Consider the following 12,770-nt stretch of genomic DNA (forward strand, 5'->3'; position numbering starts at 1 on the left):
CCTGCGTCGGCACCCGCCGCACCAAATCAAGGGAGGTGAACGAAACCGCTAGCCCCCGCCGATGCTGTCGCATCCTCTTCTCAGTTCATGATTTAGGGGCCCTGCTTCGAACCCGCGATGTGCAGCGGCACGACTCAGCGCAAAACGACTCCGCCCTCGATGCCCGTGAACTGCGCGCGCAGCTCGGTCTTGAGCAGCTTGCCGGTGGCATTGCGCGGCAGTTCGGCGACGAAGTGCACGTCACGCGGACACTTGAAGTGTGCCAGCCGCTCCCGGCACCACGCTACGATCTCCTCGGCGCTCGGCGCCTGTGTCGCCGGGTCGGCGACCACGACCGCGACGACGCGTTCGCCCCACTTCGCGTCCTTACCGCCGATCACGGCGGCGTCGAACACCGCCGGGTGGCGGAAGAGAACCTGCTCGACCTCGATCGGGTAGACGTTCTCGCCGCCGGAGATGATCATGTCCTTCTTGCGGTCGACGAGGGTGATGAAGCCCTCGGCGTCCATGCGCCCGAGGTCGCCCGTGTGGAACCAGCCCCCGCGTAACGCCTCGGCGCTCGCCTCGGCCTTCATCCAGTAGCCGGTGAACACATTCGGGCCGCGCACGATCAGTTCGCCCACGGTGTCGGTCGCGACGTCGCGGTCGTCGTCGTCGACGATGCGGGCGTCGACATGCATTGCGACGCGGCCGATCGACCCGGCCCGCGTGCTGACGTTCTCGGCGTCGAGGACGGTCACCAAGGGAGCGGTCTCGGTCATGCCGAAGCCCTCGGTGAAGGGCACGCCTCGCTCGCGCATGAAGTCGATGACCGTGAGGGGGACGGGCGACCCGCCGCCCATGGCGAAACGCAGCGCAGACAGGTTGAAGGAGTCGAAGTCGGGCACCTGTGTGAGTGCGGTCCACATGGCCGGCACCATGAACTGGACCGTGACGTGGTGGTCGGCCATCGCCTGTAACGTCGCTCGCGGCTCGAAGGACGGCATGATCACGCTGGTGCCGCCGACGTACAACAGCGGCAGGGTGTGTACTCCCAGCCCGCCGATGTGGAACATCGGCGCCACCGCGACGGTGACGTCCTCGCCCCGCAGGCCGATGTCGGTGCCGAGGACGTTGATCGCGTTCCATAGCAGGTTGTCGTGGGTGAGGATCGCGCCCTTGGGTCGGCCCGTCGTCCCCGACGTGTACATGATGAACGCGGGGTCGCGGCCGTCGACGTCACCGTTGAGCGGTTCGGGCGCGGCGCCCGAGACGACGTCTTCGTAGCCGAGCTCGCCCGGCGCCGGCACCCCACCGGCGCGCACGACATGGCGCACGCGGACTCCGGACTCGGTGACGGCGCTCCTGGCCTGCGCGGCGAACGGCTCGTGGAAGACCAGAACATCGGCGCCTGAGTCGGCCAGGATGTAGCCGATCTCGGGTCCGGCAAGGCGCACGTTGAGCGGAACTGCAAGTGCGCCGATTTTGGCGCAGCCCAGCAGCACCTCGATGAACTCGGTCGAATTGACCAGCAGCATCGCGACCCGATCGCCCTTGCGCACGCCGAGGGCGATGAGTGCGGCGGCGACCTGGTTGGTGCGCCGATCGAGGTCGGCGTAGGTGATGTGCGCGCCGTTGCTGATCAACGCGGTGCGCCCGCCGTTGAGGAAGGCGCGCCGGCTCACCCACTGACCGATGCCGAGTTGCATTCGATTCCCTTTCATTCCGCGGCGACTCAGTAGGACGCGGGCAGTTTCAGGCTGTGCTGCGCCACGAAGTTGAGGATCATTTCGCGGCTGATCGGCGCGGTGCGCATGAGCCGGGCCGGACCCCACAACGTGGCGAGGCCGTACTCGGTGGCCATGCCGTTGCCGCCGTGGGTTTGAATCGCCTGGTCGAGCGCCAGGATGCCCGCCTCGGCTGCGGCATATTTCGCCATGTTCGACGCCTCACCCGACCCCGGATCGCCGGCGTCGTGCAGGGAGGCGGCACGCTGAGTCATCAACCGGGCCAGCTCAACCTGGATCTTGGCGTGGGCGAGCGGGTGCGATACGCCTTGGTGCGAGCCGATCGGCGTTCCCCACACGTGGCGGTTGCGGGCGTAATCGGCGGCTTTATCCAGCGCGTAGCGACCGATGCCGTTGCCGAGCGCCGCCCCCATGATTCGCTCCGGGTTCAGGCCCATGAAGACCTGGCGCAGGCCCTCGTTCTCCGCGCCGATAAGGTTGGCGGCCGGCACGCGGACGTCATCGAAGAATAGAGTGAACTGCTTCTCTGGAGTGACCGCCTGCACCGGGATGAGTGACTTGGTGAGCCCGGGGACATCGGTGGGCACGACGAGCAAGCTGAGTAGTCCGCGACCACTGTCGTTGGTAGACGTTCGGGTGACGACCAGGATCGCTTCGGCTTCGTCGACACCAGAAATGTAGTACTTGGTGCCGTTGATGACCCAGTCGTCGCCGTCGCGTTTCGCGGTCGTGGAGATGTTGTGCGAGTTCGAGCCCGCGTCCGGCTCGGTGATCGCGAATGCCATGATCGTCTCGCCGCTGGCGATGCCCGGCAGCCACTGCTGCTTGAGTTCCTCACTGCCGAATGCCTGGATGATCGTGCCGCAGATGGTCGGCGAGACGACGGTCATCAGCAGCGGGCAGCCCGCCGCGGCGAGCTCCTCACCGACGATCTGCATGTCGTAGATGCCGCCGCCGCCGCCGCCGTACTGCTCGGAAAGGTTCACCCCGAGGAAGCCCTGTTTGCCCACGGCCTGCCACAGCTCGGTGCTCTTCCCGCCGGCCAGCGACTTTTCCAGGTAGTACTCGTGTCCGAAGTCCTTGGCGATCTCGGCGACCGCCTTGCGCAGGTCCTGACGTTCCTCTGTCTCGTGCAATTCCATGACACTCCTCACATCGGTATCGACGCGCCACCGATCGGGAGCGCGCCGGCTTCATTAGAGCTCCGTGGCGTCCGACGCCACTTCACCGCCGTCCACCGCCTCGACCACGGCGAGGACGTCACCGCTCGAGACCTGATGGCCGACCTGGACCGGCAGGGCGCTCAGCACCCCGTCGATCGGGCTCGCGACGGTGTGCTCCATCTTCATCGCCTCCAGGACGACGAGCGTTTGACCGGCTGACACCGTCTCGCCCTCGGCGACCGGTAGTCGGATCACCGAGCCCGGCATCGGCGCGGTGAGCGACCCGGGCGGGTTCAGAGTGCTCGGGTCGACGAAGCGTGGCGCCAGCCGCAGGGCGGAGTAGCCGGCGACCGAGTCGAGGTGGGCAACATCGCCGTCGAGGACGACATCATAAGTGCGGCGCACCCCGTCGACGCGCAGCACCACCCGCTCGCTACTGCCCTCGACAACCTCGACGTCGGCCAACGGCTCGTCGTCGACCTGCAGGCAGGTCCCTGTCGAACCTAACGTGTACCCGACGCGCACTTCGCGCCCGCCCTGGGTCTGCCAGGTTGTGGTCTGCGGCTGCGAAGGGTTGTTGCGCCAGCCGGCGGGCAACGTGGCCTGCAGAGTTGCGACGGCACGCCGCGCGGCCACCCCGGCCACGGTCGCCGCGACGGCGTGCAGGCGCTCGGACTGCGTGTCTGGGAGGGCAGCGCCGAGTTGGGCGACGTCGTGTCGGTCAAGGAACCCAGTGTCGGTGCCCCGCCCGGCGAACTCGTCATGGCGCAGGACGCGAACAAGCAGGTTGCGATTGGTGGTCACGCCGTGAATACGGGCGCCGGCCAGCGCCGCCGAGAGGCTGGCAAGTGCCTCGTCGCGCGTTGGTGCCCACGCGATGACCTTGGCCAGCAGCGAATCGTAGTAATGACTGATGACCGAACCGGCACGAAAACCCGAGTCAACCCGCACGCCGGCAAGCGCCGGGACATCCAAGGTGCGCAGGGTGCCGGTACAGGGCCGGTAGTCATCGGCCGGATCCTCGGCGCACAGCCGGGCCTCGACCGCGTGACCGCGAATTCGCGGGTTGTGCATCTCCTCAGGCAGCGGGCGGCCCATGGCTACGAGCAGCTGGGCACGCACCAGGTCGAGGCCGGTGATCAGCTCGGTAACCGGGTGCTCGACCTGCAGCCGGGTGTTCATCTCTAGGAAGGCGAAGGAGTCGGCTTTGCCATCCTGAGCGGCGTCGTAGACGAACTCGACCGTCCCGGCGCCTACGTAGCCGACGGCGCGCGCGGCGGCGATGGCGGCCTCGCTCATCCGAGCGCGCAACGCGTCGTCGACGACCGGTGACGGCGCCTCCTCGATCACCTTCTGGTGTCGACGCTGCACGGAGCACTCGCGCTCGAACAGAGAGACGACGTTTCCGTGCGTGTCGGCCATGATCTGGATCTCGACGTGGCGTGGGCGCTGGACGTAACGCTCGAGGAAGACGGTGCCGTCGGCGAACGCGGCGGCGGCCTCACGCGAAGCGGAGGTGACCGCTTCGTCGAGCTCGTCCGGCGACGCGACAATGCGCATGCCTCGGCCACCGCCGCCGGCGCTGGCCTTGACCAGCACGGGGTAGCCGACGTCGGCGGCCAGCTTCGCCAGCTGCTCGGCCGATAGCCCCGTCGTGTCGCCACCGGGCAGCACAGGCACCCCCGCGTCGGACATCGTCTTCTTGGCCTGCAGCTTCGAGCCCATCGCGTCGATCGCCCCGGGCGGCGGACCGATGAAGACGAGGTCGGCGGCGGCACAGGCGCGCGCGAACCCGGCGTTTTCCGAAAGGAAGCCGTAGCCGGGGTGTACTGCGTCCGCGCCGGTGAGCGAGGCAGCGGCGATGATCCGGTGGATGTCGAGGTAGGTCTCGGCGGCAGACGAGCCGGGAAGGTGCACGGCCTCGTCGGCGTCGGCGACGTGCCACGCGTCGGCGTCGGCGTCGGAATAGACCGCGACGGTGGCGATCCCGAGATCGCGGCAAGTGCGGAACACCCGCCGCGCGATCTCGCCACGGTTGGCGACCAGGACCTTGCGGATCTTGGGCATCGCCATCACATCCGGAACACGCCGTAGCCACGCTGGCCACGGACCTCGCCGTTGTGGATCACCGACAGGCAGAACCCGAGAACGGTCCGCGTATCGCGGGGATCGATGATCCCGTCGTCGTAAAGTCGGCCGCTGTTGGCCAGTGCGACGGATTCGCGCTCGATCTGTTCCTCGACGGCGGCGCGCATCTGGGCGTCGGCCTGCTCGTCGAAGGGCAGCCCGCGGTCGGCGGCGGACTCGCGCGCCACGATGGACAGCACTCCGGCCAGTTGCGCCGGACCCATCACGGCCGACTTCGAGTTAGGCCAAGCGAATAGGAAACGCGGTGAGTACGATCGCCCGCACATGCCGTAGTTCCCGGCACCGTAGGACGCACCCATGGTGATGGTCACGTGGGGGACCGTGCTGTTTGATACGGCGTTGATCATCTTGGCGCCGTCCTTGATGATGCCGCCCTGTTCGTACTCGGCACCGACCATGAAACCGGTGGTGTTCTGCAGGAAGATGAGGGGGGTGTCGATCTGATTTGCCAGTTGGATGAACTGCGAACCTTTCTCGGCCTCCTCACTGAACAGGATGCCCCGTGCGTTTGCGAGGATGCCGACCGGGAAGCCGTGGATCGAGGCCCAGCCGGTGACGAGTGACGTGCCGTAGAGAGGTTTGAACTCGTCGAAGGCCGAGCCGTCGACCACTCGGGCGATGACGTCGCGGGGGTCGAAGGGCACCTTCGGATCGACCGACGCGATGCCGAGCAGCTGATCGGGGTCGTGCACCGGTGGGTGCGGCGGCGTGGTGGGTCCGGGGCCGTTCTTCCGCCAGTTGAGCCGCGCCATGATGCGACGGCCGATGCGGATCGCATCCTGCTCGTCCTCGGCCATGTAATCGGCCAGCCCCGAGGTGCGGGCGTGCATGTCGGCGCCGCCGAGCGACTCGTCATCGGAGACCTCGCCCGTGGCCATCTTGACCAGCGGCGGACCGCCGAGGAACACCTTGGAACGGTTGCGCACCATCACGACGTAGTCGCACATGCCCGGGACGTACGCACCTCCCGCGGTCGAGTTGCCGAAGACCAGGGCCAGTGTCGGCAGCCCCGCTGCGCTGTGCTGGGTCAAGTCGTGGAACAGCTGTCCGCCGGGCACGAAGATCTCTGCCTGTGTGGGCAGGTCGGCGCCGCCAGATTCGACGATGTTGATGATGGGCAGTCGGTTCTCCCGCGCGATGGCCATGCCGCGGAACACCTTGCGGAAGGTATAAGGGTTCGATGCGCCGCCGCGGACGGTGGGGTCGTGGGCGATGATCATCGACTCGATGCCCTCGACCACGCCGATGCCTACCACCACGCTACCGCCGACGGGGAACTTACTGCCCCAGGCGGCGAAGGGGCATAGTTCGAGGAACGCCGTGTCGGGGTCGAGCATCAGCTCGATGCGCTCGCGGACAAGCAGCTTGCCCCGCTTACGGTGGCGCGCAACGTATTTCGCGCCGCCGCCGCCGTTGACCAGCGCCAGTTGCTCCGCGATGGTGTCGAGTTGCGCGCTCAGTCCTTCGCGGTTCTTGAGATAGCCGGGCGCGGTGTCGTCGACCCGATCGGGCAGGACCTGTACCAAAGTTTTCCTTCCGGGCGAGCATCGACGTCGATCTACTAGGCGCTGATGTTAGCCGCAATTAACATCAGGTGACAACGGCGCAGGCGGGCGTCGGATTTGTTCCGCGCCGTGGTTCCGTCGAATGGCGAGGATCGAAGCGGTGCGTTCGCTGCAGATCGAGCGATCGAAGGAATTGACTGGGGAGGGACGGCACACAGGGCCCGTGCGAGGTCGTATCGAGTTCCTCGTCCGGCGCGCGTGGAGTCTACGGTTCGCGATCTCGGGTGAACACCCGCAGCGATTGTCAGTGTCGCGCCATGCCCTTCAGCCAACCGAGTAGTGCATAACGCCGGTCGGCCAGAATCTATCGGGTCTCCTCGGCTTTGGCCAGCGGCGGAGCGGCCTGATCAGGCGCCTGTCCGAGGGTATACAGGCCGAGAATGCCGAGAAAACCCGCACAGTGCTCGATGAGCATTTCAGTCGAGAGGTTCAGTTGTCCATCTATCCAGCGACGGAGTATCTCGAACAGGCCCCCGACACCGTAGGTAGCGGCGAGATCTGCGACTTGGAGCACATCGCTGGGTATATCGAGGTGCAAGCGGGCCTCTCTGAGCACCAGCTCCGCAAAATCGGTCATCAGATCGCTTCGCAGCTGCCGAAGGAGGGGTTCTGCGCCCGACTCGACAAACAGTATGCGGGCCATGCGGGGATCGTTCTCGATCACCTGAACCAGGGCCTTGATCGGAGCGTAAGCCAGTTCTTGAGGAGCAACCGTGTCGTCCGGAATGGCGCTGGTTATCACCGCTTGGAAGGTAGTGGAGATCTTGGCAAATACCGCACGCAAGAGCGCGTCTCGATCGCGAAACTGTTGGTAGAAGTACCGGCTCGTCACTCCTGATTTCGCACACACGGCGGTCACGGTGCACGCGGTAGCTCCGTGGGTGCCCATGATTGAGACCGCGGCATCAATCAACATCACGCGACGCTGTGCATCGCGTTGAGTTGCGGACAGCCCGCCATAGACACGTGCTGGACTCATGTCCTACAGTCTGGCAGTCTTATCTGACAAGGCATAAAGTCAGATCCAAACTTCGAGGAAGGACCTCAAATGTCGGACGATCAAGCCCCGACCCCGACCCGGGTGCTGCCAAAACCCAGGCGCGTTCGGTTTCCGATGCCGACCTCCACGAAGCGGCAACATTTTGTCGATGGCGACCTGGTGATGAGCCATTTCATCTCGGTGCTTTCTGCGACGTTCCCGGAAGGCGAGGATTTCTTCATCCGCTCGGTCAGGAACTTCCAGAGTTCCATCGACGATCCCCAACTAGAGACAGCGGTCAAGGGTTTCATCGGACAAGAGGCCACACATCGACACCAGCATCGTCTCCTAAACGAGCGACTCCAGGTCATGGGTTATCCGACCGCGCGAATCGACCGTCATGTCGGACGCTTGATCAAGCGATTGGAACGGCGCTTTTCGCCGGAAATGCGGCTGTCCATGACCTCCGCGTTGGAGCACTACACCGCTACGCTGGCAGAAATCATTCTTACCAGCGAAGACGCCCAGAAGCTCATCGGCCAGACAGAGGTTCGACCGATTCTGCTGTGGCATGCCTTCGAGGAGTCGGAGCACAAAGCGGTTGCCTTTGATGTCTATCGGCTGGTGGGAGCAACCGAGCGCACCCGTGTACGGGGCATGCGGATCGCTTCAGTAATTCTGTTCGGCGAGCTCATTCTGCAGACTGCCTTGTCTATGGCCGCTGATAGAGCCTCATATAACCCGGTCACCCTGGTGCGCAGTCTGTACCGCTTTAGTCGCACCCCGATGTTCACCGCCGATGCGCTGCGGCGTTTCCGTTCCTACAATCGCCCGGGTTTCCATCCTGATGATTGGGACAGCGCCGCGGTCCTGGAGCATTGGAGCAAAGAACTGTTCGACCAAGACGGTTCACAGCGAGTTATCGCTTCGTCGGGATAGCAAAGATGCGGAAGTGCGGCGACGCAGGAGCACCGTTCCTGCGTCGCTCCTTCCGAACAGGGTGCGACGCGTCGGTGACTCACGGATTCGGTGCTCGGTGGCCGGTGAAGGTGGCGGTCGGACCCGCAAATGCGGTTCGCAGCGATCGCCACGGGGCTGGCTGGCCTGTTGTGAGCCTCGATCAGTCGCTGATGACATAGCGTTGAGCCAGGGTTTCAGCAAGTCTGCTGGTGTGCGCGACCACTTCTTTCTCGGTCACCGCAAGCAAACCGGAGTGCCAGGCGGTGATGACTTCGACGAATCCCCCGACAGCGATCAGGGTGTCCATGCGAAGGGCTATCTCGTCGGCATCTTGTCGGAGGTGTGGCCGGCTTGCCTCAACGACCAACTGCGTTGCTTCCTGTAGCGCCACGGCGCGGCGGTCTTGTAGCGGTGAGCTACCGACATGCTGAGCGAGGAGGATGCGTGCCCGGCCGGGATCGCGTGCGATCCGGTCGACCACGATGGTGATCGCCGCGGTGATGGTTTCGATCGGCGGCCGATTCGCACGCTCGTTGAAGAGCGCGGCGACCTCGCCGAGCATGTCATTGCGGACGCCATCCCACGCAGCAACGAGCAGCTCATCGCGCGTCTTGAAGCCCTCGTAGAAGTATCGATCGTTCAGCCCTGTGCGGGCGCATACGCCGCGCATAGTGACCGCGGCCCAACCGCTCTCACTCCAAATCTCGGTTGCGGCCTCGATCAATTGCTGCCGTCGCTCGGCACGACGCTCGGCCCCGGTCCGACCACCCCAGCGCTTGTTTCTCGACCGCACCTCTCCATCTTGACAAGGTGCTCGTTCCACCACCAAACTGGTGGCATGCGACACCAATGGTGGCTGGTGCCCCCAGATGAGAGTTTCCCCACAGCAGACGTCCATGTCGCGACCCGAAAGGCAGACGGATGAGATTGCTGCCCTTCGGCGGCGCACCAGGCAGAACGCACCGCGCCGATGCAGTCGTCACGGGCGCAGGAAGCGGTATCGGCCGCGCATTCGCCGTGGAGCTTGCGCGCCGAGGTGGACGCGTGGTGTGCGCCGACAAAGATCCCGTCACTGCAAAAGAGTCGGCAGAGTTGGTGAGGCAGGCTGGCGGCGAGGGCTTCGACATCGAATGCGATGTCACCGATCTTGAGCAGGTCCGCAACCTCGCTGATGTGAGCGAAGACTGGTTCGAGAAGGCTGCGAGCCTCGTCATCAACAACGCCGGAATCGGTGCGGGCGGCAACCGCATCGGCGCGACGTCGATCGAGGACTGGAACGCGGCGATTTCTGTCAACCTCTGGGGCGTTATCTACGGCTGCGAGACTTTTGTGCCTCGGCTCCGCAGCAATGGGCATGGCGGAGTCATCAATGTGGCGTCGGCAGCGAGCTTTGGCTCGGCCCCTCGGATGGCGGCTTACAACGTGAGCAAGGCCGGGGTGCTCGCTCTGTCGGAGACATTGGCGGCCGAACTGAGCGGTACTGACATCAACGTCACAGTGCTTTGCCCCACCTTCGTGAAGACGAACATCGTCAACAATCCTCAAATCGACGAGGCGGCTGCAAGACTCGCGGCCAACCTGATGAAATGGACCGGCATTTCGCCACAGCACGTTGCTCGAACGACGTTGAACGCGCACGATCGCGGACAAATTTATGTAGTACCCCAACTCGATGCCAAAGTCTTGTGGCAACTCAAGAGAGCCCTACCCGGCCCCTTTACTCGCACGCTGGGCCTCGTGGAGCGCATGGCCTCATGGAACGATTCAGCCGAGTAGAGGAGCAGGGAAAATGGCTTTCGCATACAGTGACATGCTCGAGACAATCAAAAACAAGCAATGGGCTCTTGCCGATATCGATTGGAACGCCCCTGGCGCGGAACTGATCACCGATGAACAGCGTCCCAAACTCAAGCAATTCATGTCCGACGTGGTGTGGATTGAGCATGTTGGAGCACGTGCCTTCGCCGCGATGGCTCCAAAGGCGCCATTCGAAGCGCTCGGAGACATTTACCGTTACTTTCACGCCGAGGAGCAGCGTCACGCCAATGCCGAACTTGCCTTGATGCGTCGCTGGGGCATGCTCGAGGAAGGCGAGAAACCGGTCCCGAACAAGAATATTCGGCTGGTCATCGAATGGCTGGACCGTTATGCGGAAGCCCTGCCCCTGACCGTCATCGGGGCCGCGATTCCGGCACTGGAGACTGCGCTCGATGGAGCGCTGCTGAAGTTTCTCCTCGATGAGGTTGACGACCCTGTGTGCGGGGAGGTGTTCAACAAGGTCAACAGCGACGAATCAAGGCATCTCGCGGTTGGCTTCCAGGTCTTGAATGACCTGGGCGCCAGCCCGATGCGAATCCACGCCATTCAAACTGCGGGTGCTCTTGTCGACCCGCGCATTCTCACCGGCGCGTTGCTGTATATCCCGCTCCTGACGCGCATGTTGATGAATCTCAACGCTATGGGTCTGTCCGAGGAGAAGTTATACAACGCAGTGACGCGGTATGCCAATGTCGGCGATCGCAGTGAGCATACGCGGAGGGTGCCCGGCTATCACATCTTGAAGGCGCACATGTCGTCGTCCATCAAGCGGTCCCAGCCTCTGCACTTCGTGTCTCAGCGCCTTGGCAATGCGATCGATGTTTTCCCTGTTCAGATTTTCGGTCGGCCGCCATCCTGGACGGACGAACTGACCTACGAACCGGTTGCCAAATGACAGGCACCACGACGACGTTGATCGTCGGCGCCGGGTTCGCAGGTATCGGTGCGGCGATCAGACTGCTTCAAGAGGGCACGGATGACTTCGTCATCCTGGAACGGTCAGATCGCGTCGGAGGCACCTGGCGAGACAATACTTATCCCGGTGCGGCCTGCGATATTCCCTCGCTTCTCTACTCCTACTCGTTCGAGCCGAATCCGGGCTGGACTCGTACCTACTCGGGGAGCGCTGAGATCCTCGAATATATCGACGATATGGTCGACAAGTACGATCTTGCCCGGTTCATCCAGTTTGATACCGACGTGACTGCCTTGGAATTCGATGAGAGTGCCGGCATCTGGATGGCCGACACGGCAGATGGAAAGCGGTATCACACCCGGTCAGTTGTGATGGCCAGTGGACCACTTGCCAACGCCAGCTTTCCCGATATTCGGGGTATTGACTCGTACGGTGGAAAAAAGATCCACAGCGCTCGATGGGACCATGGCTACGATCTCGGCGGTAAGAGGGTTGCAGTCATCGGGACAGGCGCGAGCGCGGTTCAGATCATTCCCGAGCTCGTAAAGTCGGCTGCCTCGGTCAAAGTCTTCCAGAGAACGCCCGGCTGGGTGTTGCCCAGGGTGAACTTCAGGCATCCGGCCTGGGCGCGTTCGACCTTCACACACCTGCCGGTGAGCGAACAAGCGCTCCGCGACGCGTGGTTTTGGGCCCACGAAGTGATGGCAGTGGGTATGGTCTGGAACACCGCCGCGACGTCCGCGATACAGCTGGCGGCCAAGGCTCATCTCCGTCGGCAGGTGAAAGACTCCTGGTTGAGACGTCAGTTGACGCCCCATTTCAGGCCTGGATGCAAGCGCATGCTCATGACCAGTGATTATTACCCTGCGCTACAGGCGGATAACTGCAAGCTGATCAGCTGGCCGATCGCCACATTGTCACCCAACGGTGTTCGGACCGCCGACGGTGTCGAGCACGAAGTGGACTGTATCGTATTTGCCACTGGCTTCGATGTGGCCAAACGTGGCACCCCGTTCCCGATTAGCGGCCTCGGCGGTCGGAAGCTCGGCGATGAATGGTCTCAGGGGACATTTGCCTTCAAGAGCGTGAGCGTGGCCGGGTATCCGAACTTATTCTTCACTTTCGGACCGAATTCCGGGCCAGGCCACAACTCGGCGCTCGTATATATGGAGGCTGCAATTGACTATATAGTCAAGGCGATCAAGCTCCTTCAGCAAAATGACATCGGCACTTTGGATGTGAGGGAGGATCGTCAGGACCGCTATCACTCCGAAATTCAGCGCCGCCTTCGACGAACGACTTGGAATTCGGGGTGCAGCAGTTGGTATTTGACCGAGGACGGCTACAACGGCACGATGTACCCAGGTTTCGCGACCCAGTTTATGAGAGAACTATCCCGCTTGGATCCTCATGATTACGTGATAACCCGGCGCGACGATACACACGTCGAGCTGACGCAATCACTCTGAATACAAGTTTGCAGGGCTGACCGTC

The 12,770-nt window shown here is 63.5% G+C and carries 10 protein-coding genes; 4 read left to right on the forward strand and 6 right to left on the reverse strand.

Translation table 11 applies throughout. From position 1 onward, the window contains the following. Nucleotides 1–134: 134 nt before the first annotated feature. From AC5Y5V_RS06045 to AC5Y5V_RS06065, 5 genes are all read right to left on the reverse strand, one after another. Entirely contained in the window at nt 135–1,688 is a 1,554-nt protein-coding gene (locus tag AC5Y5V_RS06045; RefSeq protein ID WP_011560587.1) for an acyl-CoA synthetase, read from the reverse strand. Between the two features lie 26 nt (nt 1,689–1,714). Next, nucleotides 1,715–2,869 carry an acyl-CoA dehydrogenase family protein gene (locus AC5Y5V_RS06050; protein ID WP_011560586.1) on the reverse strand — a complete coding sequence of 385 codons (1,155 nt, stop codon included), beginning with the start codon at nt 2,867–2,869 and terminating at the stop codon, nt 1,715–1,717. A gap of 54 nt (nt 2,870–2,923) precedes the next feature. After that, nucleotides 2,924–4,957 carry an ATP-binding protein gene (locus tag AC5Y5V_RS06055; protein ID WP_005116476.1) on the reverse strand — a complete coding sequence of 678 codons (2,034 nt, stop codon included), beginning with the start codon at nt 4,955–4,957 and terminating at the stop codon, nt 2,924–2,926. A gap of 5 nt (nt 4,958–4,962) precedes the next feature. Next, on the reverse strand, nt 4,963–6,564 hold the full coding sequence (locus AC5Y5V_RS06060; RefSeq protein ID WP_011560585.1) for an acyl-CoA carboxylase subunit beta: 1,602 nt from the start codon (nt 6,562–6,564) through the stop codon (nt 4,963–4,965). 343 nt (nt 6,565–6,907) lie between these two features. Further along, nucleotides 6,908–7,582, reverse strand: a complete 675-nt coding sequence (locus AC5Y5V_RS06065; RefSeq protein ID WP_011560584.1) for a TetR/AcrR family transcriptional regulator — start codon at nt 7,580–7,582, stop codon at nt 6,908–6,910. Nucleotides 7,583–7,651: 69 nt separating this feature from the next. Here AC5Y5V_RS06065 and AC5Y5V_RS06070 point away from each other — a divergent pair, with 69 nt between their 5' ends. Beyond that, entirely contained in the window at nt 7,652–8,521 is an 870-nt protein-coding gene (locus AC5Y5V_RS06070) for a metal-dependent hydrolase (protein ID WP_011560583.1), read from the forward strand. 181 nt (nt 8,522–8,702) lie between these two features. Here AC5Y5V_RS06070 and AC5Y5V_RS06075 read toward each other — a convergent pair whose 3' ends face one another. Next, nucleotides 8,703–9,335, reverse strand: a complete 633-nt coding sequence (locus tag AC5Y5V_RS06075; protein WP_005086596.1) for a TetR/AcrR family transcriptional regulator — start codon at nt 9,333–9,335, stop codon at nt 8,703–8,705. Between the two features lie 128 nt (nt 9,336–9,463). Here AC5Y5V_RS06075 and AC5Y5V_RS06080 point away from each other — a divergent pair, with 128 nt between their 5' ends. Genes AC5Y5V_RS06080 through AC5Y5V_RS06090 form a run of 3 tightly spaced genes read left to right on the forward strand, consistent with a single transcriptional unit; the run spans nt 9,464 to nt 12,745 of the window. Further along, nucleotides 9,464–10,318 carry an SDR family NAD(P)-dependent oxidoreductase gene (locus tag AC5Y5V_RS06080; protein WP_011560581.1) on the forward strand — a complete coding sequence of 285 codons (855 nt, stop codon included), beginning with the start codon at nt 9,464–9,466 and terminating at the stop codon, nt 10,316–10,318. 13 nt (nt 10,319–10,331) lie between these two features. Beyond that, on the forward strand, nt 10,332–11,255 hold the full coding sequence (locus AC5Y5V_RS06085) for a hypothetical protein (RefSeq protein WP_005086594.1): 924 nt from the start codon (nt 10,332–10,334) through the stop codon (nt 11,253–11,255). Beyond that, nucleotides 11,252–12,745 (forward strand): flavin-containing monooxygenase, encoded by a 1,494-nt coding sequence (locus AC5Y5V_RS06090; protein ID WP_011560580.1) that lies wholly within the window; start codon nt 11,252–11,254, stop codon nt 12,743–12,745. Before AC5Y5V_RS06085 ends, AC5Y5V_RS06090 begins: the two co-directional genes overlap by 4 nt. Nucleotides 12,746–12,770 lie beyond the last annotated feature (25 nt).

It is taken from the genome of Mycobacterium sp. NGS68, assembly GCF_059812195.1.

What these genes read in the sequence shown, in the direction of transcription:
- AC5Y5V_RS06045 (WP_011560587.1), bottom strand. Translation starts at nt 1,688, where the DNA reads ATGCAACTCGGCATCGGTCAGTGGGTGAGCCGGCGCGCCTTCCTCAAC.
- AC5Y5V_RS06050 (WP_011560586.1), bottom strand. Translation starts at nt 2,869, where the DNA reads ATGGAATTGCACGAGACAGAGGAACGTCAGGACCTGCGCAAGGCGGTC.
- AC5Y5V_RS06055 (WP_005116476.1), bottom strand. Translation starts at nt 4,957, where the DNA reads ATGCCCAAGATCCGCAAGGTCCTGGTCGCCAACCGTGGCGAGATCGCG.
- AC5Y5V_RS06065 (WP_011560584.1), bottom strand. Translation starts at nt 7,582, where the DNA reads ATGAGTCCAGCACGTGTCTATGGCGGGCTGTCCGCAACTCAACGCGAT.
- AC5Y5V_RS06070 (WP_011560583.1), top strand. Translation starts at nt 7,652, where the DNA reads ATGTCGGACGATCAAGCCCCGACCCCGACCCGGGTGCTGCCAAAACCC.
- AC5Y5V_RS06080 (WP_011560581.1), top strand. Translation starts at nt 9,464, where the DNA reads ATGAGATTGCTGCCCTTCGGCGGCGCACCAGGCAGAACGCACCGCGCC.
- AC5Y5V_RS06085 (WP_005086594.1), top strand. Translation starts at nt 10,332, where the DNA reads ATGGCTTTCGCATACAGTGACATGCTCGAGACAATCAAAAACAAGCAA.
- AC5Y5V_RS06090 (WP_011560580.1), top strand. Translation starts at nt 11,252, where the DNA reads ATGACAGGCACCACGACGACGTTGATCGTCGGCGCCGGGTTCGCAGGT.